Consider the following 18,797-nt stretch of genomic DNA (forward strand, 5'->3'; position numbering starts at 1 on the left):
TGACGACATGTCAGATCAACGCAGTCGTACGGGCATATGGCTGGCGGGGGCGCGCGGTTCGGTGGCCACCACGGTCATCGCCGGCACGGCCGCTATACGGGCCGGGCTGACCGGGCCGACCGGGTGCGTCACCGAGCAGCCGGGCTTCCCCGACGCCGGCCTGCCCGCCCTGTCCGACCTGGTCTTCGGCGGGCACGACGTGGCCTGCACGCCACTGCCGAAGCGGGCCGAGCAACTGGTCGCGGCAGGCGTGCTGCCCCACGGGCTGCCGGCTCTCGTCCACGACGACCTGGCCGCCGCAGACGCCGAGATACGCCCCGCCCCCCTCCCGGACGCGGACATGAGCCGGCTGGACGCCGTGGAAGCGACACGGGCCGACATCGACGCCTTCCGCGAGCGGCACGGCCTCGCACGGGTGGTCGTCGTCAACGTGTCCTCGACCGAGCCGGTCCTGACGCCGCGCCCGGCACACACCTCGGCCGGGGCCCTGCGCGCCGCGCTGGCCGCCGGCGAGGACGTGCTGCAGCCCAGCTCCCAGTACGCCCTGGCGGCGATCACGGCCGGGTGCGCCCACGTCGACTTCACGCCGTCCACCGGCATGCGGATCCCGGCCCTGCGGGAACTGGCCGAGGAAGCCGGACTGCCGTACGCCGGGAACGACGGCAAGACCGGGGAGACCCTGCTCAAAGCGACCCTCGGGCCGGTGTTCGCCGCCCGGGGCCTGCGGGTACGGAGCTGGTCCGGCACCAATCTGCTCGGCGGCGGCGACGGCGAGACGCTCGCCGATCCGGCCGCGATGGCCAGCAAGGCGGCCTCCAAGCAGCGGGTGCTCGACGAGACGCTGGGACACCCCGTCGAGGGCGAGGTCCACATCGACTACGTGCCCTCCCTCGGCGACTGGAAGACCGCCTGGGACCACGTGACGTTCGAGGGGTTCCTGGGCGTGCGGATGAATCTCCAGTTCACCTGGGCCGGTTGCGACTCGGCACTGGCCGCGCCCCTGGTGCTCGACCTCGCCCGGCTGACGGCCCGGGCCCAGGAGCGGGGCATCTCCGGTCCCCTCGGCGAGCTGGCCTTCTTCTTCAAGGACCCCGTCGGCACCGACGAGCACGCCGTGATGACCCAGTACGAGACGCTGCGGACCTTCGCCGCCGGGCTCGGGGACCGGCGGTGACGCGCCCGCCCGTGCTCCGGTCCGGCCCGGACCCCGTCCGGAGGGGAGACGGGGACACAGGGCCGGCCGGGATCGCGCGCCCCGGATCCGCGGCCCCGGCGCCCGCCGGGGCCGCGACGTCGCCGGGCCGCCGCCTGCGCGACCTCGCCGAACTCGTGCGCGCCCCGGCCGCGTTCACCGTGCCGGGGGACGTCCTGGCCGGAGCGGCCGCCGCGGGCCGCCGCCCCGGCCCGGCCGTGGCCGGCCTGGCCGCCTCCTCGGTCTGCCTGTACTGGGCCGGGATGGCGCTCAACGACTGGGCCGACCGCGATCTCGACGCGGTGGAACGCCCCGAGCGGCCGATCCCCTCCGGCCGGGTGGCCGCACCCGTCGCCCTGGGCACCGCCACGGCCCTGACCGCGGCCGCCCTCGGCCTGGCCGCGGTCGCCGACGGCCGTCGCGCGCTGACGGTCGCCGTGCCGCTCGCGGCGACCGTCTGGGCCTACGACCTGTGGGCCAAGTCCCGTCCGGTGGGCCCCGCGGTGATGGCGGCCGCCCGGGGACTCGACGTCCTGCTCGGTGCCCGCGCGGGCCGGCTGCGGCCCGCCCTCCCGGCGGCCGCGACCGTCGCCGGGCACACCCTCGCCGTCACAGCGCTCAGCCGCGCCGAGGTCACGGGCGCGGATCCGCGCCTGCCCGGGGTGACCCTCGCCGCCACCGGCGCCGTCGCCGCCGCGACGGCGCTCCGCGCCCGCCCGGCCCGCCAGGGCACCGGCCGCCGGCACCACCTGGCCGTCGCGGGCGGGCTCGCCGTCTACGGCGCGACGGCCGGCCGCGCCCAGGCGCACGCCGTCGCCGATCCCTCGCCGGCAAAGGTCCGCAGGGCCGTCGGCGCGGGAATCCTCGGCCTGATCCCGCTGCAGGCCGCGCTCAGCGCGGGCGCGGGCGCGGTGCGCTCCGCCCTGCCGCTCGCCGCGGCCTTTCCGCTCGCCCGGGCCCTGTCGAGGAGGGTGTCCCCGACATGACCGCATCCCGCCACGGCGACGACACGCCCGCCGAGCCCGTCCTGCGCTACGGGTTCGGCACCAACGGCTTCGCCAACCACCGACTGGAGGACGCCCTCACCGTCATCGCCGGACTCGGCTACGACGGAGTGGCCCTCACCCTCGACCACCACCACCTCGATCCCTTCGCGCCCGGCCTGGCCGCGCGGACGACGGCCCTCGCCCGGCGGCTGGACCGGCTCGGGCTCAGCGTGGTGATCGAGACCGGAGCACGCTATCTGCTCGACCCCTGGCACAAGCACGAGCCGACCCTGCTCGCGACCGAAGGACGCGCACGCAGGGTGGATTTCCTGCGCCGGGCGGTGGCCGTCGGCGCCGACCTCGGCGCGCAGGCCGTCTCCTTCTGGGCGGGCGTCCGGCCCGCGCACCTCGATCCGCGGACGGCCTGGGACCGGCTGGTCGCCGGATGCGCGGAAGTCGTCGAGGCGGCGGACAAGGCGGGCGTCCCGCTGGGCTTCGAACCGGAACCGGGGATGCTCGTGGAGACCCTCGACGAATACACCAGGCTGGCCGCGGCGCTCGGCGACCCGGCACCGTTCGGCCTGACCCTCGACATCGGCCACTGCCGCTGCCTGGAGCCGTACCCGGTGCCCGAGTGCGTGCGCCGGGCCGGCAGCCGGCTGGTCAACGTGCAGATCGACGACATGCGCCGGGGCACCCACGAGCACCTGGAGTTCGGCAGCGGCGAGATCGACTTCCCGCCCGTGCTCGGCGCCCTCGACGAGGCCGGCTACCGCGGGCTGGTCGCCGTCGAGCTGCCCCGGCACAGCCATGACGCCCCGGGGGTGGCCCGCCGCTCCCTGGACTTCCTGCGGTCGTGCGACCCCGCGGTCCGTCGCGAGGAGGAGATGGCATGACACCCGACGACCTCAGAACCGCCCTGACCGACCGGATGACCGAGAAGGGCTGGAAGTGGCTCACCGGTGCGTGCGCCTCGGTGGCCGCCGACCCCGCGGTCGTCGGCGGCCTGTTCCCGCTGGCCGGACGCCGATGCGGACGCGTCCGGCTGGACCCCGGCGACCCGTACGGCTGGACGGTGGACGACGCGGCCCGCTGTCTCCTGCTGGCCGCGCTGCCGCTGACCGGCACCCCGTTGCTGGAGCGGATCGGGGCGCTCTACCGGACCGGTGACGCGGCCGAACGGCGTGCCGTGCTGCGCGCCCTGCCGGTACTGCCCGTCGGCGACGCCGCGCTGCCCCTGGTGCGGGACGCCCTGCGCACCAACGACACACGGCTGATCGCGGCCGCCCTCGGCGACTACGCGACCGACCACCTGGACGCGGAAACCTACCGCCAGGGCGTGCTCAAGTGCGTCTTCACCGGCATCCCGCTGACCGCGCTGCCGGGCCTGCCCGGCCGGGCGGACGCCGAAATGGCCCGCATGATGGCCGCGTACGCCCACGAGCGGACCGCGGCGGGCCGTGAGGTGCCCGCCGACATCGGACCGATCCTCGCGCTCTTCCCGGACGTACCGGCGCCCGGCCACGGGGACCTGGAACCCGTCCCGACCGCGACCACCGACCGCCGAAGCCCCCGGGAGGCGTGATGCGCATCTTCGACCCGCACATCCACATGACCTCGCGCACCACCGACGACTACGAGGCGATGCACGCGGCCGGCGTACGCGCCCTGGTGGAGCCCGCGTTCTGGCTCGGCCAGCCGCGCACCTCCGTCGGCAGTTTCCTGGACTACTTCGACTCCCTCATCGGCTGGGAGCCGTTCCGCGCCGCCCAGTTCGGCATCCGCCACCACTGCACCATCGCCCTCAACCCCAAGGAGGCCAACGACCCGCGCTGTACGGAGGTGCTCCAGCACCTCCCGCGCTATCTGCTCAAGGACGGCGTGGTCGCCGTCGGCGAGATCGGCTACGACGCGATGACGCCCGAGGAGGACGAGGCGTTCGCCGCCCAGCTGCAGCTCGCCGTGACCCACGACCTGCCGGCGCTGGTCCACACACCGCACCGCGACAAGGCCGCGGGCGTCGACCGCACCCTCGCCGTGGTGAAGGAATCGGGCATCGCCCCGGAACGGGTCCTCGTCGACCACCTCAACGAAGTGACGGTACGTCAGGTGATCGACTCGGGCTGCTGGATGGGGTTCTCCATCTACCCCGACACCAAGATGGACGAGCGCCGCATGGTCGCCGTGCTCCGCGAGTTCGGCACCGAGCGCATCCTCGTCAACTCGGCCGCGGACTGGGGCAGGAGCGACCCCCTGAAGACCCGGAGGACCGGGGACGCCATGCTCGCCGCCGGCTTCAGCGCCGACGACGTGGACACCGTCCTGTGGCGCAACCCCGTCGCCTTCTACGGCCAGAGCGGCAAACTGGAGCCGGCCGAGACGGAGACGCCCGGCGCCGACGCCACCTTCGAGGGCAACTCGGTGCTGCGCGGCGTTCGGGCGGAGGTGTAGCCGTGCGTCTGCTCCACCCCGACGGCACGGTCGTCCACATGGCGTACTGCACCAACGTCCACCCCGCCGAGGACTTCGACGGGGTGCTCGCCCAACTGGCCCGGCACGCCGAGCCGGTACGCGAGCGGCTGGGCGTGCCCGTCCTCGGGCTGGGCCTGTGGCTGGCCCGCGACGCGGCGGCGGCCCTCGCCGCGGACGGCGGCGCGGTCGGCCGGCTCCGCCGGGAGCTGACCGCTCGCGGTCTGGAGGTCGTCACCCTCAACGGCTTCCCCTACCGCGGCTTCCACGACCCCGTCGTCAAGCACGCCGTCTACCGGCCGGACTGGACCACGCCCGACCGGCTGCACTACACCCTGGACCTCGCCCGCGTGCTCGCGGCCCTGCTGCCCGACGACGCCGCGTACGGCAGCGTCTCCACCGTGCCGCTGGGCTGGCGGACCCCGTGGACGGCCCGGCAGGCCGACGAGGCCGCCCGTACGCTCGACACGCTGGCCGGCGGCCTGGCCGCCCTCGCCGCCGGCACGGGCCGCACGATCAAGGTCGGCCTGGAACCCGAGCCGGGCTGTGTCGTCGAGACCTCCGCCGAGGCCGCCCGGCACCTCGCCCGCGTGGACACCGACCGCATCGGCATCTGCCTGGACGCCTGCCATCTGGCGGTCGGCTTCGAGGAGCCGACCGCCGCACTCGCCCGCCTGGACGCGGCCGGACTCACGGTCGTCAAGACCCAGGCGTCCTGCGCCCTGCAGGCCGACGACCCCTCCGATCCGGCGACGCGAGCGGCTCTGGCCGCCTTCACCGAGCCGCGCTTCCTGCACCAGGTCCGCGAGCAGGGCACCCCGCCCCGGGCCGTGGACGACCTGGACGCCGCCCTCGCCGGCGGGCTGCCCGGCCGCGACCCCTGGCGCGTCCACTTCCACGTGCCGCTGCACGCCGACCCGGAGCCCCCGCTGACCACGACCCGCCCCGAACTGGAGGCGACCCTCGCCGCCCTGCTCGGCGGAGACACCGCCAGAACCGCACACGTGGAGGCCGAGACCTACACCTGGGGAGTGCTCCCCGAGGCCGCCCGCCCGCAGGGCCCCGAGGCCCTCGCCGACGGCATCGCCGCCGAACTCGCCTTCACCCGCGACCACCTGATCGCGCTCGGCCTGAAGGAGGTCGCCCCATGAGCCCCACACCCCTGCTCGTCCTGGACGTGGTGGGCATGACCCCCCGGCTGCTCGCCCACATGCCCCGGCTGCGCGCCCTGGGCGAGACGGGCTTCGCCGCACGCCTGGACACCGCGTTCCCCGCCGTCACCTGCACCGTGCAGTCCACCCTGCTCACCGGGCAGCCCGCCACCGGCCACGGCATCGTCGGCAACGGCTGGTACTTCCGCGAGCTCGGCGACGTGCTGCTGTGGCGGCAGCACAACGCCCTCGTCGGCGGGGAGAAGCTGTGGGACGCGGCACGGCGCTCCCACCCCGGCTACCGCGTCGCCAACATCTGCTGGTGGTACGCGATGGGAGCCGACGTCGACCTGACCGTCACCCCACGCCCCATCTACTACTCCGACGGCCGCAAAGAGCCAGACTGCTACACCTACCCCCCGCACCTGCACGACGAACTCACCGAAAAGCTGGGCACGTTCCCGCTGTTCACCTACTGGGGGCCCACCGCCTCCCTCACCTCCTCCCGGTGGATCGCCGACGCCGCCCGGCACATCCTCACCACCCACGCCCCCGACCTCACGCTCGTCTACGTCCCCCACCTCGACTACGACCTGCAGCGCTACGGCCCCGACGACCCCCGCGCCGCCGCGGCCGCCGCCGACGTCGACCGCGTCCTCGCCCCCCTGCTCGACGCCGCCGCCGCACGCTCGGTCACCGTCGTCGCCCTCTCCGAGTACGGCATCACGGGCGTCTCCAGGGCGGTGGACGTCAACCGCGTCCTGCGCCGGGCCGGACTGCTGCACGTCCACACCCAGGACGGCATGGAATACCTCGACCCGTGGACATCGGCCGCCTTCGCCGTCGCCGACCACCAGGTCGCCCACGTCTACGTCGCCGACCCGGCCGACACCGAGCGCGTCCGCGAACTGCTGGCCGGCACCGACGGCGTGGCCGAGGTGCTCACCGAGGCCGGCAAGAAGGCGTATGGCATCGACCACCCGCGTGCCGGGGACCTGGTCGCGGTCGCCGAGCCCGACGCGTGGTTCACGTACTACTACTGGCTCGACGACGACCGCGCCCCGGACTTCGCCCGCCTGGTCGAGATCCACCGCAAACCCGGCTACGACCCGGCCGAGCTGTTCATGGACCCCAAGGACCCCACGGTCAAACTGCGCGCCGCCGCCGCGCTCGCCCGCAAGAAACTCGGCATGCGCTACCGCATGAGCGTCGTCCCCCTCGACCCGTCCCCGGTACGCGGCAGCCACGGCCGGCTGCCCGACCACCCCGACGACGGCCCGCTGCTGCTGTGCTCCCGACCCGGCGAGGCGCGCGACCACTACGGCGCCACCGAGGTCAAGGACCTGCTGCTGCGCCTGGCCGGACTCTCCCCGGGCACTTCCCCGACGCCCTGACCGCCGAACCGAGTCACCACAGAGCGACGAACCACCGGAGGAACCGAGATGCCACGCCCGATCACCCTGTTCACCGGTCAGTGGGCCGACATGCCGTTCGAGGAGGTGTGCCGGCTGGCCGCCAAGTGGGGGTACGACGGGTTGGAGATCGCCTGCTGGGGCGACCACTTCGAGGTCGACAAAGCCCTGGCCGACGACGACTACATCCCGCGCCGCCGCGCCCTGCTGGAGAAGTACAACCTGCGCTGCTGGACGCTCTCCTGCCACCTGACGGGCCAGGCCGTGTGCGACCACCCCATCGACGAGCGCCACAAAGGCATCCTCCCCGCGCGCATCTGGGGCGACGGCGAGCCGGAGGGCGTACGGCAGCGCGCCGCGCAGGAGGTCAAGGACACCGCGCGCGCCGCCGCCGCGTTCGGTGTGAAGACCGTCGTCGGGTTCACGGGGTCCTCGATCTGGCACACGGTGGCGATGTTCCCGCCGGTCCCGCCGGAGATGATCGAGCGCGGCTACGCGGACTTCGCCGAGCGGTGGAACCCCATCCTCGACGTCTTCGACGAGGTCGGCGTGCGCTTCGCCCACGAGGTCCACCCCTCGGAGATCGCCTACGACTACTGGACGACGGTGCGCACCCTGGAGGCGATCGGCCACCGCGAGGCGTTCGGGCTCAACTTCGACCCGTCGCACTTCGTCTGGCAGGACCTGGACCCGGTCGGCTTCCTGTGGGACTTCAAGGACCGCATCTATCACGTGGACTGCAAGGAGTCGGTCAAGCGGTTCAACGGCCGCAACGGCCGCCTCGGTTCCCATCTGCCGTGGGCCGACCCGCGCCGCGGCTGGGACTTCGTCTCCACCGGGCACGGTGACGTGCCCTGGGAGGCATGCTTCCGGATGCTCAACTCGATCGGGTACGACGGACCCATCTCGGTGGAGTGGGAGGACGCCGGCATGGACCGCCTGGTCGGCGCCCCGGACGCCCTGCGGTTCATCCGCGGGCTGGTGGCGATCGAGCCGTCGGCCCAGTCCTTCGACTCGGCCTTCTCCTCGGGCGACTGACGACCGGCCCTTCGAACACCGGCTGAGACCCCTGTTCAGCAGGGGTCTCTTGCGTGCCAGGAGGGTCGGCTCAGGCGGCCCCCTCGGCTCGCACCGGCCCCGCCGTGGTCTGCCTCACCTGGAGGGAACTGCGCAGCACCACGGTGCGCAGCGGCTGCTCCTTGCCGGCGATCCGGTCCAGCAGCAGGCCGGCCGCGGTCCACCCCAGGTCGTACGAGGGCACCTGGACCGTGGTCAGACCGGGCCGTGTCAGCGGCGCCCAGGGCACCTCGCCGAACGACAGGACCCCGATCTCCGGCGGTTCGAGACCCGCCTCGCGCACCGCCTGCAGCGCCCCGACGGCCATCAGGTTGTTGGCTGCGAAGACCGCGTCCGGTGGCTGCGGCAGCGCGAGCAGGTCGGCCATCGCCGTGTACCCGCCCTCGACCTTGAAGTCGGCGTGCCGGGTGTAGTCGCGCAGCAGGTCCACGCCCTCGGCCGCGGCAGCCGGATCACCCTGGTCGCCGGCGAGGAACTCCTGGAGCGCGCTGCGGTAGCCGGCGAGCCGTTCCTCGGCGGTGGAGGCGCCCTGCGGGCCGGTGATGCAGGCGATGCGCCGGTAGCCGCGGGCCAGCAGGTGGGCGGTGGCGGCCGCGCTGCCCTCCTCGTTGTCCACCAGCACGGCGTCCACCCCGGCCCCGCGGGGGCGGCGGTCCACCGCGACCACCGGGATGCCGCGGCTCTGCAGGGCGGACACGTCGGTGCGGCCACGGGACGCGGCGGCCACGATGACGCCCGCCATCCGCTCGGCGATCGCGATGTCCAGATAGCGCCGTTCCTTGTCGAGGTTCCCGTCGGTGTTGCACAGCACCACCGAGTAGCTGGTCCGCTGGGCGGCGTCCTCGACGCCGCGGGCCAGCGCCGTGAAGAACGGGTTCTCGATGTCCGGGATGATCAGTCCGATGACGCTGCTGCGCTGCATCCGCAGCGAACGGGCGACCCGGTTGGGGGCGAAGCCCAGCTCGGCCGCCGCGCGCCGCACCCGTTCCGCGCGCTCGGCCGTGACGCGGCCCCCGTTCAGGACCCGGGAGACGGTCGCGGGGGAGACCCCGGCGGCCTGGGCCACGTCGTTGATCGTCGTCATAGGTCCTCCGACCTCTTGCCCGACCCGTACAGGACTCTTGACACTCTCGGAGATCAAACCCTACGTTCTCTCTGAAAAGGATTTCAAGGGCAACGGCAGGTCAACGGCCACTGCAAGGCAGCCTTTATGAACCATTTCTCCTGTATAGGAGGAGCTTGCTGCGCGGTCAATTGAAATCGATTTCTAAGGTTTGACTCGCCCGCATGCGTCCCCGGCCCTGCCGCCGGGGACGCCCGAAACCCATTCCTACTAGGTCACCTGTGCAACATGGAGGTCCGCAATGGTGCGGATGAACGCGGACGGCCCGGCATGAGCGGCGCACTGCCCGCCCTGCTGCGAATGCGAGGCATCAGCAAGGCGTCGAACTGACCGTCCACCCCGGCGAGGTGGTGGCGCTGCTCGGCGAGAACGGCGCCGGCAAATCGACGCTGATGAACATCCTCGCCGGAGTCCACGCCGACTACACGGGCACCATCGAGATCGACGGCGAGCCGGTGCGGATCCACTCGCCGAAGCACGCCCAGCAGCACGGCATCGCGATGATCCACCAGGAGCTCAACCTGATGCCCGAGCTGTCCGTGTCCGACAACGTCTTCCTCGGCCGCGAACTGCGCACCGCACGCGGCACATTGGACCGCGCGGCGATGCACGCCCGCACCGCGGAACTGCTGGCCGACCTCGGCCTCACCCTGCCCCGGGGCGGCTGGTCCGCGACTGCCGCATCGCCGAGCAGCAGCTCGTCGAGGTGGCCAAGGCACTGAACGGCACCCTGCGGATCCTGGTGCTGGACGAGCCGACGTCCGCGCTCGCCGACGGCCTTCATCGGCGGCGACAACTACAAGATCGGCAAGATGGCCGGTGAGGCCGCGGCACCCTGTCCGACCAGCCGCAGATCGACCGCGACAAGGGCTTCAGAGACGCCATCGCCGGACACGGCATCACCGTCGTGTACCACCAGGAGGCGAAGTGGCTGAAGGTCAACGCCACCGCGATCACGCAGCGTTGGCTCGCCCAGAACAAGAAGATCGACCTCGTCTACGGCGAGAACGACGACATGGCCCTCGGCGCCGTCCTCGCCGCCCGCGGCGCTCACAAGGCCGACGGCATCAAGTTCATCGGCATCGACGGCCTCGCCATCCCGACCGGCGGCATCCGCGCCGTCCAGCTCGGCCAGATGTACACCACCTTCATCTACCCGACCGGTGCCCAGGAGGCGGCGGCCACCGCCGAGGCCATCGCACACGGCAAGACGGTCGACAAGAAGCAGACCCTGCAGACCGCCCAGATCACCAAGGACAACGCCGCCGACATCTACACGCAGTACGACATGTCCGCCAAGCTCGGCTGAGCCGACCCGCCCTCGGACACCTGGCGGGAACCCATGGCCGCCCGGCCGCGGGTTCCTGCCACGGACCATGAACCTCCGACCACAGTCACGACAGGGACGTGAGGCGAAGCAGTCGTCGGATCGGCGCGGCTAGTCTTCGAGACGGACCGGCATCAAGATCGAGAACGTCTGCTCGTCGTCGGGCCGGCGGACTGCCAGCGGGGCCGTGGGCGCGCCCACTTCCAGGATCAGCTCGCTCCGGGCGCCGGCGGTGAGCGCCTCCAGCAGGAACGTGCGGTTGACACCGACGTCGTCCTGGTCGTCCTCACCGTCCTCGCAGAGGGTCACCGTGCCGTCGTCCGCCAACCTGAGCACGCTGACGTCGTAGGACTCACCGTCCTGCTTGCGCACCCGGCCGGCGCGGACCGGACCGGCCTCCAACGCCTCCCGGAAAGCAGCGACATCGACCAGGGCCCGGCGGCCGGCCGGCGGATGAACCAGACGACGGTAGTCGGGGAAGTCGAGGTCGAGGCACTGGCCGGCCGCCTGGCGGTCGTCGGACTCCAGCGACACGCGGCCACCGTCCACCGTGAGCCGCACCGGTTCCCCGCCCCGCAGCAGGGCCCGCATCGCATCGGCGAGCGGCAGCGGCACGATGACCTGAACGCGCGGCCCGTCGTACCCCGAGGCGGCGGCCTGCGCGACGGCCATCCGGTAGCGGTCCGTGGCCACCACGGTCAGCTCGTCGGCCGCCAAGTCGAACAGGATCCCGTCGAGCATCGGCAGATCCGGGTCGGTACCGGCCGCGAAACGGACCGCGTCCAGTGCTGCGGCGAGCTGCGGCGCGGAGACGGACAACCGGGCGTTGGTGCCGTGGAGCGAGGTCATGGGGTTCTCCCTGTGGTCGAGGAGGGCTCGGAGTGCGGAGAACTCGTTGCGGGCGTCGGCCAGGCCCAGTTCGAGGCGGCGCAGATGCGCCTGGAAGAGTCCGCGCACCAGGTGCGTGTCCACGCTCGACCAGCCGGCCAGTACCAGACGGATGTCCGCGAGTGGCATGCCGGCCCGGCGCAACCGGGCCAGCAGCCGGGCTTCTTCGAGTTGCTCCGGCTCGTACCAGCGGTAGCCGCTGACCGGATCCACCCAGGCCGGAACCAGTACACCGGCACGGTCGTAGAACCGAAGCGCGCTCACGCTCAGTCCGCTGTCCCGGGCCATCTCTCCAATACTGCGCATCTCGCTCTCCACACCCGGAACTCTGAGGCCTCGACAAGGTCGAGGGTCAACCTCGGCCCGAAACCGTCACTCCGGCAAGGCGATCCTGCCCCCTGACCCGAGACTCTGCGGTTCCCGCCCGCCCATGGCGTTGTCGGTGGCGACCGCTAGCGTCTCCCTCGTGACCCCAGACCGACGCCACGGCGGGCCCGACGAGACGACGCATGCCCGGCGCGCCGCGCTGGACCACCTCCTGCGCCTCATCGCGGACGCACCCTGGAGCGGAACCCTGGTCCTGCGCGGAAGCATGGTCATGCTGGCCTGGGTGGGGGACGCGGCGCGCCAACCCGGCGACCTGGACTGGGTGGTGCTGGAGGAGCCCGTCGGAGTGGATGTGCTGGACCCCTATCCGTACGTCGACCGGCTGGACGTCGTCCAGCAGTGGCCCGAGGCCGCCGACGGTGCCGCACGCTACGAGATGTGGACGTACGAGGAGTTCGACACCGGCGGGCAGCGGCCGCTGCTGCCGCCCGAGGGGCTGCACTGGCTCCCCGAGGAGGACGCCGTGGAGACCGAACCCCCTTACCTGGACCTGCTCGAACGCGTGGCACGGCACCCGGAGGCCGCCCCCGGCCTCCTCCTCGACGCGGAGAAGGCGCGCGTCGACGGCACGTGGACCTACGCCGCCTACGACACACCGGGCGTGCGCCTGCTCATCCCCTGGCACGCCGACGGCCTGCCGTCCGGGGAGGTACGGCTGGACTTCGCCCGGGACGAAACACTGCCCGAACCCCCCGTCTGGACCCTGATACCGCGCGGCGACGGCGGGAGCCCTGTCCCGGTGCGCACGGCGAGCCGGGAGCTGTCCCTGGCCTGGAAGCTGCTCTGGCTGCACAACGACAGCCGGGACGGAAGCCGCGCACAGGGGAAGGACCTGTACGACGCGGTCCTCCTCGCCGAGACGGTGGACGACGGGCTCCCACCGCGCCTGTTGCGGAAGGTCTTCGACCGGGCGGCCGGCCCCTCGGACCCGCACTCCGCCCTCGACCCGGCCGCGGTGCTCCGCTGGGACGTGGACTGGGAAGCGTTCCGGGAACGGTATCCGGCCGTCCGGGGAAGCGCGCAGGACTGGCTGCGCCGTCTCGCCGGGGCGCTGGCTCCTTCCTGAGGCCGTACCGGAAAATCACGTGCCCCCGGCCACGACCCTCTCGTACCGTCATCCCGTACCGAGCGCCGCCACGACCGTACGGCGGTGCCTTTCGTCCGACACAGAGGGGAGCCCGGCCGTGCGCGCACGCACCGCTGTCCTCGCTCCCCGTTCCCGGTACGAGGTGATCCTCGTGTCCCGGTGGTGCCGGTGCCCGCTGCGCGGCCGGCACCGGACGCCCGTGACGCCCCGCTGACCCCGGACGCACGGGTAATCGCGCTGCCCTTTTTCCCGATTCGGGCCTCGATGTCAGGCCCGATCCCCAGAAAGGCCCTGGGCCGTGCGCACTCACACCACCACCCTCGCCGCCGTCCGCAACCTCGGCATCCTCGCCCACGTGGACGCGGGCAAGACCACCGTCACCGAGCGGATCCTGTTCGCGACGGGCACCACCCACAAGCGGGGCGAGGTGCACGACGGCACCACCGTCACCGACTTCGACCCGCAGGAACGCGACCGCGGCATCACCATCTTCGCCGCCGCCGTCAGCTGCGCCTGGGACGGGCACCGCATCAACCTCATCGACACCCCCGGCCACGTCGACTTCGCCGACGAGGTCGAGCGCTCCCTGCGCGTCCTCGACGGGGCGGTGGCCGTGTTCGACGCCGTCGCCGGGGTCGAGCCGCAGAGCGAGTCGGTGTGGCGGCAGGCCGACCGGCACGGCGTGCCGAGGATCGCGTTCGTCAACAAGATGGACCGGGCCGGCGCCGACCTGGACCGGGCCGTCGCGTCCATCCGGCGGCGGTTGCACCCGGTACCGCTCGTGGTCCAGTTGCCCATCGGCGCGGAGGACGGGTTCACGGGTGTGGTGGACCTCGTACGGATGCGCTCGCTGGTCTGGGCCGACGGCGCGGGTACGGCCGTGGAGGGACCCGTGCCCGAGTCGCTGCGCGAGGAGGCGGTACGGCGGCGCCGGGCGCTGGAGGAGACCGTGGCGGAGCTGCACCCGGCCGCCCTGGAGGAGTTCTGCGACCGGGAGACGCTGGGCGCCGACACCCTCGCCGCCACCCTGCGCGACCTCACCCGCACCGGGGACGGCGTGGTCGTCCTGTGCGGCTCGGCCTACCGCAACCGCGGCATCGAACCGTTGCTCGACGCGGTCGTGGCCTACCTGCCCTCTCCGCTGGACGTCCCCGCCGTACGCGGCGTCCACGAGGGGACCGGGCAGGAGCGCGTCGCCGATCCCGAGACGCCTTTCGCGGGGCTCGTGTTCAAGGTGAACGCGAGCGCCACCGGGCGGCTGGCCTACGTGCGCGTGTACTCGGGCACGATCGAGAAGGGAGACACCGTGTGGGAGCCGGGCACCGGGCGCACCGAGCGCGTGGCACGCATCGTGCGGGTCATGGCGGACCGGCACGACCGGCTCGACCGGGCGGTCGCCGGGGACATCGTCGCGCTCGCCGGGGTGAAGTCGGCGCGGGCCGGCTCCACGCTGTGCGACCCCGGCGCGCCGCTGCTCCTGGAACCGCCGGTGGCCGCCGAGCCCGTGGTGTCCGTCGCGGTCGAGGCCCGGCGCGCCACGGACACCGGCCGGCTGGCGACGGCGCTGGCGCGGCTGGCCGAGGAGGATCCCTCGCTGGTGGTGCGCACCGACACCGAGACCGGGCAGACCGTGCTGTCCGGCATGGGCGAACTGCACCTGGAGGTCGCGGTGGAGAAGATCCGCCGCGACGGGGGACCGGAGGTGGCCGTGGGCCGGCCTCGGGTCGCCTACCGCGAGACGGTCGTCGAGGGCGTGACGGGGTACGTGTTCCGGCATGTCAAACAGGACGGCGGCGTCGGCCAGTTCGCGCATGTCGTGCTCGACGTGGAGCCACTGGGGCCCGAAGTCGGCGCCACCGGCTTCGAGTTCCGTTCCGCCGTGGTCGGCGGGGCGGTGCCGCAGGAGTACGTGCGCGCGGTGGAGGCCGGCTGCCGGGACGCGCTCGCCGAGGGTCCGCTCGACGGGCACCCGGTGACCGGGCTCCGCGTCACGCTCACCGACGGATCCACCCACGTGAAGGACTCCTCCGACACGGCCTTCCGCACCGCCGGCCGGCTCGGACTCCGCGAGGCCCTGCGCGCCTGTACGACGGCCCTGCTGGAGCCGGTCGCCGAGGTCACGGTGACCGTGCCGGAGGACGCCGTCGGCTCGGTCCTCGGCGACCTGGCGGCCCGGCGCGGCCGGGTCGGCGGCTCCGGGAACCGGGGCGGCGCGGCGGTCCTGACGGCGACCGTGCCGCTGGCCGAACTGTTCGGCTACGCAACCCGGTTGCGCAGCCGCACCCAGGGCCGCGGCACCTTCACGACCCGTCCCGCCGGTTACGCCCCGGCACCTCGACCGGTGCCGGTCCGCTAGCGGACCGGGGCCCGCACCACCAGCCGACCGGGCGAGCGGTGGTGCGGGCCCTGCGTGGGGGTGCCGGCGGAATCCTCCACCACCCATCCCACCCACAATCACCCCTCACACCAACCTCCCCTCCACCGCCGCCCGCCAAGCCGGTGCCGTCTCCCCGTCCGGCGCCGGCCGTGGGCGTCGGCCGCCGGACGAGAAGAACGCGGCGAGGGGGAGGACCGCCGCCCCCACGGTCACCGCGTCAGGGCCCAGCCTGCCCAGTTCGATGCGGACGCGGCCCGCGGGGTGGCGAAGGGCTCGGGCCAGGGCGTGGGTGCGGACCTGGTCCAGGAAGGCGCCACCGAGTTGGAGCCCGGCCCAGCCGCCGATCAGAACGCGCTCGGGCTGGAAGAGGTTGATCAGATCGGACAGACCGGCGCCGAGGTACTCGGCGGTCTCGTCGAGCACGGCCACGGCCACCGGATCGGGTTCGCGGTTGCCGCGGGGCTCGGCTACGGCCGCCGGGTAGCCGGTGTCGCCGCAGCCAGGGCCTGCCGTGGCCGCGGGGTCGCCCGTGTTGCTGCCGTCAGGGACTGTCGTAGCCGTGAGGCCGACTGTGTCGCTGCGGTCAGGGCCGGTCGTGGCCGTCGGGTCGCTCGCGTTGCCGCCCTCACGGCCTGCCATAGCCGCAGAGCCGACGGTGTTGCCGCCGCCAGGCTCGACCGCGGCCGTCGGGTTGGCCGGGTTGCTGCTGGCACGGCCTGCCGTAGCCGCAGAGCCGACGGTGTTGCCGCCGCCAGGCGCGACAGCGGCCGTCGGGTTGGCTGGGTTGCCGTTGGCGGCCGTCAGGCCGGGCGGGTTGTTGCCGTCAAGCCCCGCCACGGCCGTGACGTCGGTCGCCCCGCCGTCCTCGGCCCGGGCCGCCGCCAGCAGTTCGGTCAGTGCCTGTTCCTCGTCGGCCCCGGCCGAAGGCCGCCCGCCCGCCTCCCGCCAGCGCGCCACCAGCGCCGACGCCCCCGCGTACGCCTCCAGGCAGCCGAGCGACCCGCACCGGCAGCGGCGCCCCCCGACCCGTACCGTCAGATGCCCCCACTCCACCGCCCGGCCCCGCGCCGCCTCCTCGGTGACCACGCACGCGCCGACGCCCGAGCCGAACAGCACCACCACGGCGTTGCGGGCGCCGCGACCCGCGCCGAACCACATCTCCGCCTGCCCCAGCGCCTTGGCGCCGTTGTCGATGAAGTAGGGGATGTGCGAGGGGAGCGGGACCGAGGCCCGCAGCAGCCGTTCCAGCGGTACCGCGTCCCAGCCGACCGTCTGCCCGTGCACGACGGCGCCCTGCCGCCCGGTGTCCTCGACGATGCCGGGCACGCCGATGCCGACGCCGAGCAGGTCCGAGCCGGGGACTCCGGCCACCTTGAGCACATCGGCGATCCCGTCCGCGACATGGCCGACGACGGCCTCGACGTCGTATCCGCGCGGCCCCAACGGACGCTCGGCGCGACCGAGTTCGGCGAGCCCGAGGTCGAGCAGTTCCACCCGGACCCGGGTCTCGCCGACGTCCACCCCGATCAGCCGTCCGCTGTCCGGCCGTATCCGCAGCAGGCGGCTCGGCCGGCCCGCGTCCGTGCCGACCACGCCCGCCTCCTCCAGCAGGCCGTCGGCGAGCAGTCCGGTCACGACGTTGCTCACGGAGCCCGAACTCAGGCCGGTCGCCGGGCCCAGCGCGTGCCGGCTCATCGGCCCATCGACATACAACCGTTGCAGAACGGCGCTCCGGCTCTCCCGTCGCAGGTCACGCACCGTACGGCCGCCCACCGCTGCCACCTGGCCTCCCTGTTTCCCGGCGTTTCTCCGCGCTTTTCCGGCCTCTGCGGCCGTTTGCCGTTGCCGCATCTCTTGACGAGCGTTTCTCTTGAGGTTTAACTCACGTCCTAAATTAAGCCATGAGGGGCTTCGGGAGCCGAACGGGTCCGCACAGGTGCCGGCTTCCGTGAGCAGCCTCGGGGTTCTCGACTCCCGGAAAGGGACACCAGGAGCCATGCGCAGCATCCGAGCCGCGGCCACAGGCGCCGTCACCCTGTCTCTCGTCCTCGCGGCCACGGCCTGCGGAGGCGGCTCGTCCAGCGGCGGCGGGTCCAACGACTCGCCGAAGACGCTGACGTACTGGGCCTCCAACCAGGGCGCCAGCATCGCCGTCGACAAGCAGGTCCTCCAGCCCGAACTCGACAAGTTCCAGAAGCAGACCGGCATCAAGGTGAAGCTGGAGGTCGTGCCCTGGTCCGACCTGCTCAACCGGATCCTCACCGCGACCACCTCGGGCCAGGGCCCCGACGTGCTGAACATCGGCAACACCTGGAGCGCCTCGCTGCAGGCGACCGGCGCGCTGCTGCCGTGGGACACCAAGAACTTCGCCAAGATCGGCGGCAAGGACCGGTTCGTCGACTCCGCGCTCGGCTCGACCGGCGCGGCGGGCAAGGACCCGGCCGCGGTCCCGCTGTACTCGATGGCCTACGCCCTCTACTACAACAAGAAGATCTTCGCCGACGCGGGGATCGGCAAGCCGCCGGCCACCTGGGACGAACTGGTCGCCGACGGCAAGAAGATCCAGGCCAAGGGCAAGTCCGCGCTCGGCGCCGAGGGCTCGAACCTGTCGGAGAACATCCACCACGTCTTCGTCTTCGCCAAGCAGCACGGCGCCGACTTCTTCACCGCCGACGGCAAGCCGGACTTCACCAACCCCAAGGTGGTGGAGGCGGTGAAGAGTTACGTCGATTTGATGGCCAAGGACAAGGTCATACCGACCGGCGACGCCGAGTACGCGCAGAACCAGTCCGTCAGCGACTTCGCCAAGGGCAAGCAGGCGATGCTGCTGTGGCAGTCCGCTGCCGCCAACCTCAAGTCCCAGGGCATGAGCGAGGACGCCTACGGCATCGCGCCGGTCCCGGTGATCTCCGGCACCCCCGGCACCGGCACCCAGGTCAACTCGATGGTCGCGGGCATCAACCTCGCCGTCTTCAAGAACACCCACAACCTCGACGGCGCCACGAAGTTCGTGAAGTTCATGACCTCCGACGACGAGCAGAAGATCCTCAACACGGCCTACAGCTCCATCCCTCCGGTCAAGTCGGCCCAGTCGGACGCCGCGTTCAGCGCCCCCGCCACCGCCGTGCTGAAGAACACCCTCGCCACCAGCGCGGCCGCGCTGCCGCAGGTCGCGTCCGAGTCGCAGTTCGAGACGGCGGTCGGTACGGCCGTCAAGGACCTGTTCGCCGACGCCGCCGCCGGCCGCGCCGTGACCACCGACTCGGTCAAGGCCGCGCTGCAGAAGGCCCAGCAGCAGATGCCGGCGGCGTGAACGACAAG

The 18,797-nt window shown here is 72.8% G+C and carries 16 protein-coding genes; 13 read left to right on the forward strand and 3 right to left on the reverse strand.

Annotation, left to right across the window (positions count from 1 at the left end):
• Positions 1-7: 7 nt before the first annotated feature.
• Genes ACQPXS_RS38300 through ACQPXS_RS38335 form a run of 8 tightly spaced genes read left to right on the forward strand, consistent with a single transcriptional unit; the run spans position 8 to position 8,248 of the window.
• The gene (locus ACQPXS_RS38300; RefSeq protein WP_433454022.1) at positions 8-1,174 is read left to right on the forward strand and encodes an inositol-3-phosphate synthase; all 1,167 of its coding nucleotides are present in this window, start codon (positions 8-10) and stop codon (positions 1,172-1,174) included.
• Positions 1,171-2,178, forward strand: a complete 1,008-nt coding sequence (locus tag ACQPXS_RS38305) for an SCO3242 family prenyltransferase (RefSeq protein ID WP_433454023.1) — start codon at positions 1,171-1,173, stop codon at positions 2,176-2,178. The genes ACQPXS_RS38300 and ACQPXS_RS38305 overlap by 4 nt, the downstream gene beginning before the upstream one ends.
• The gene (locus ACQPXS_RS38310; RefSeq protein ID WP_433454024.1) at positions 2,175-3,074 is read left to right on the forward strand and encodes a sugar phosphate isomerase/epimerase family protein; all 900 of its coding nucleotides are present in this window, start codon (positions 2,175-2,177) and stop codon (positions 3,072-3,074) included. The genes ACQPXS_RS38305 and ACQPXS_RS38310 overlap by 4 nt, the downstream gene beginning before the upstream one ends.
• Entirely contained in the window at positions 3,071-3,763 is a 693-nt protein-coding gene (locus ACQPXS_RS38315; RefSeq protein WP_433454025.1) for an EboA domain-containing protein, read from the forward strand. Before ACQPXS_RS38310 ends, ACQPXS_RS38315 begins: the two co-directional genes overlap by 4 nt.
• The gene (locus ACQPXS_RS38320; protein WP_433454026.1) at positions 3,763-4,629 is read left to right on the forward strand and encodes a TatD family hydrolase; all 867 of its coding nucleotides are present in this window, start codon (positions 3,763-3,765) and stop codon (positions 4,627-4,629) included. The genes ACQPXS_RS38315 and ACQPXS_RS38320 overlap by 1 nt, the downstream gene beginning before the upstream one ends.
• Before the next feature lie 2 nt (positions 4,630-4,631).
• Positions 4,632-5,798 carry a metabolite traffic protein EboE gene (gene eboE / locus ACQPXS_RS38325; protein WP_433454027.1) on the forward strand — a complete coding sequence of 389 codons (1,167 nt, stop codon included), beginning with the start codon at positions 4,632-4,634 and terminating at the stop codon, positions 5,796-5,798.
• Positions 5,795-7,192, forward strand: a complete 1,398-nt coding sequence (locus tag ACQPXS_RS38330) for an alkaline phosphatase family protein (protein ID WP_433454028.1) — start codon at positions 5,795-5,797, stop codon at positions 7,190-7,192. The genes eboE and ACQPXS_RS38330 overlap by 4 nt, the downstream gene beginning before the upstream one ends.
• Before the next feature lie 48 nt (positions 7,193-7,240).
• Positions 7,241-8,248 carry a sugar phosphate isomerase/epimerase family protein gene (locus tag ACQPXS_RS38335; protein ID WP_356310912.1) on the forward strand — a complete coding sequence of 336 codons (1,008 nt, stop codon included), beginning with the start codon at positions 7,241-7,243 and terminating at the stop codon, positions 8,246-8,248.
• Positions 8,249-8,318: 70 nt separating this feature from the next.
• Here ACQPXS_RS38335 and ACQPXS_RS38340 read toward each other — a convergent pair whose 3' ends face one another.
• On the reverse strand, positions 8,319-9,371 hold the full coding sequence (locus ACQPXS_RS38340; RefSeq protein ID WP_433454029.1) for a LacI family DNA-binding transcriptional regulator: 1,053 nt from the start codon (positions 9,369-9,371) through the stop codon (positions 8,319-8,321).
• 386 nt (positions 9,372-9,757) lie between these two features.
• Between ACQPXS_RS38340 and ACQPXS_RS38345 the strand changes: the two genes are divergently transcribed.
• Positions 9,758-10,132 carry an ATP-binding cassette domain-containing protein gene (locus ACQPXS_RS38345; protein WP_433454030.1) on the forward strand — a complete coding sequence of 125 codons (375 nt, stop codon included), beginning with the start codon at positions 9,758-9,760 and terminating at the stop codon, positions 10,130-10,132.
• Positions 10,133-10,245: 113 nt separating this feature from the next.
• A complete protein-coding gene (locus tag ACQPXS_RS38350; RefSeq protein WP_433456150.1) occupies positions 10,246-10,719 on the forward strand; it encodes a substrate-binding domain-containing protein in 474 nt (157 codons plus the stop codon).
• Between the two features lie 129 nt (positions 10,720-10,848).
• On the opposite strand, the gene ACQPXS_RS38355 is transcribed toward ACQPXS_RS38350, so the two are convergent.
• Positions 10,849-11,931 carry a MerR family transcriptional regulator gene (locus ACQPXS_RS38355; protein ID WP_433454031.1) on the reverse strand — a complete coding sequence of 361 codons (1,083 nt, stop codon included), beginning with the start codon at positions 11,929-11,931 and terminating at the stop codon, positions 10,849-10,851.
• 160 nt (positions 11,932-12,091) lie between these two features.
• Between ACQPXS_RS38355 and ACQPXS_RS38360 the strand changes: the two genes are divergently transcribed.
• Both ACQPXS_RS38360 and fusA read left to right on the forward strand, forming a co-directional pair.
• On the forward strand, positions 12,092-13,078 hold the full coding sequence (locus ACQPXS_RS38360; protein ID WP_433454032.1) for a nucleotidyl transferase AbiEii/AbiGii toxin family protein: 987 nt from the start codon (positions 12,092-12,094) through the stop codon (positions 13,076-13,078).
• 319 nt (positions 13,079-13,397) lie between these two features.
• Entirely contained in the window at positions 13,398-15,455 is a 2,058-nt protein-coding gene (gene fusA / locus ACQPXS_RS38365) for an elongation factor G (RefSeq protein ID WP_433454033.1), read from the forward strand.
• Between the two features lie 105 nt (positions 15,456-15,560).
• Here the strand turns inward: fusA and ACQPXS_RS38370 are convergent, their stop codons facing one another.
• Positions 15,561-17,171 carry an ROK family protein gene (locus tag ACQPXS_RS38370; protein ID WP_433454034.1) on the reverse strand — a complete coding sequence of 537 codons (1,611 nt, stop codon included), beginning with the start codon at positions 17,169-17,171 and terminating at the stop codon, positions 15,561-15,563.
• A 301-nt stretch (positions 17,172-17,472) separates the two neighbouring features.
• Here ACQPXS_RS38370 and ACQPXS_RS38375 point away from each other — a divergent pair, with 301 nt between their 5' ends.
• Entirely contained in the window at positions 17,473-18,789 is a 1,317-nt protein-coding gene (locus tag ACQPXS_RS38375) for an ABC transporter substrate-binding protein (RefSeq protein ID WP_433454035.1), read from the forward strand.
• Positions 18,790-18,797 lie beyond the last annotated feature (8 nt).

The sequence above is a fragment of the Streptomyces sp. CA-142005 genome (genome assembly GCF_050942335.1).
Classification (GTDB): Bacteria; Actinomycetota; Actinomycetes; order Streptomycetales; family Streptomycetaceae; genus Streptomyces.

What these genes read in the sequence shown, in the direction of transcription:
- ACQPXS_RS38375 (WP_433454035.1), top strand. Translation starts at nt 17,473, where the DNA reads ATGCGCAGCATCCGAGCCGCGGCCACAGGCGCCGTCACCCTGTCTCTC.
- ACQPXS_RS38310 (WP_433454024.1), top strand. Translation starts at nt 2,175, where the DNA reads ATGACCGCATCCCGCCACGGCGACGACACGCCCGCCGAGCCCGTCCTG.
- ACQPXS_RS38340 (WP_433454029.1), bottom strand. Translation starts at nt 9,371, where the DNA reads ATGACGACGATCAACGACGTGGCCCAGGCCGCCGGGGTCTCCCCCGCG.
- ACQPXS_RS38370 (WP_433454034.1), bottom strand. Translation starts at nt 17,171, where the DNA reads ATGAGCCGGCACGCGCTGGGCCCGGCGACCGGCCTGAGTTCGGGCTCC.
- ACQPXS_RS38330 (WP_433454028.1), top strand. Translation starts at nt 5,795, where the DNA reads ATGAGCCCCACACCCCTGCTCGTCCTGGACGTGGTGGGCATGACCCCC.
- ACQPXS_RS38320 (WP_433454026.1), top strand. Translation starts at nt 3,763, where the DNA reads ATGCGCATCTTCGACCCGCACATCCACATGACCTCGCGCACCACCGAC.
- ACQPXS_RS38335 (WP_356310912.1), top strand. Translation starts at nt 7,241, where the DNA reads ATGCCACGCCCGATCACCCTGTTCACCGGTCAGTGGGCCGACATGCCG.
- ACQPXS_RS38300 (WP_433454022.1), top strand. Translation starts at nt 8, where the DNA reads ATGTCAGATCAACGCAGTCGTACGGGCATATGGCTGGCGGGGGCGCGC.
- ACQPXS_RS38355 (WP_433454031.1), bottom strand. Translation starts at nt 11,931, where the DNA reads ATGCGCAGTATTGGAGAGATGGCCCGGGACAGCGGACTGAGCGTGAGC.
- ACQPXS_RS38315 (WP_433454025.1), top strand. Translation starts at nt 3,071, where the DNA reads ATGACACCCGACGACCTCAGAACCGCCCTGACCGACCGGATGACCGAG.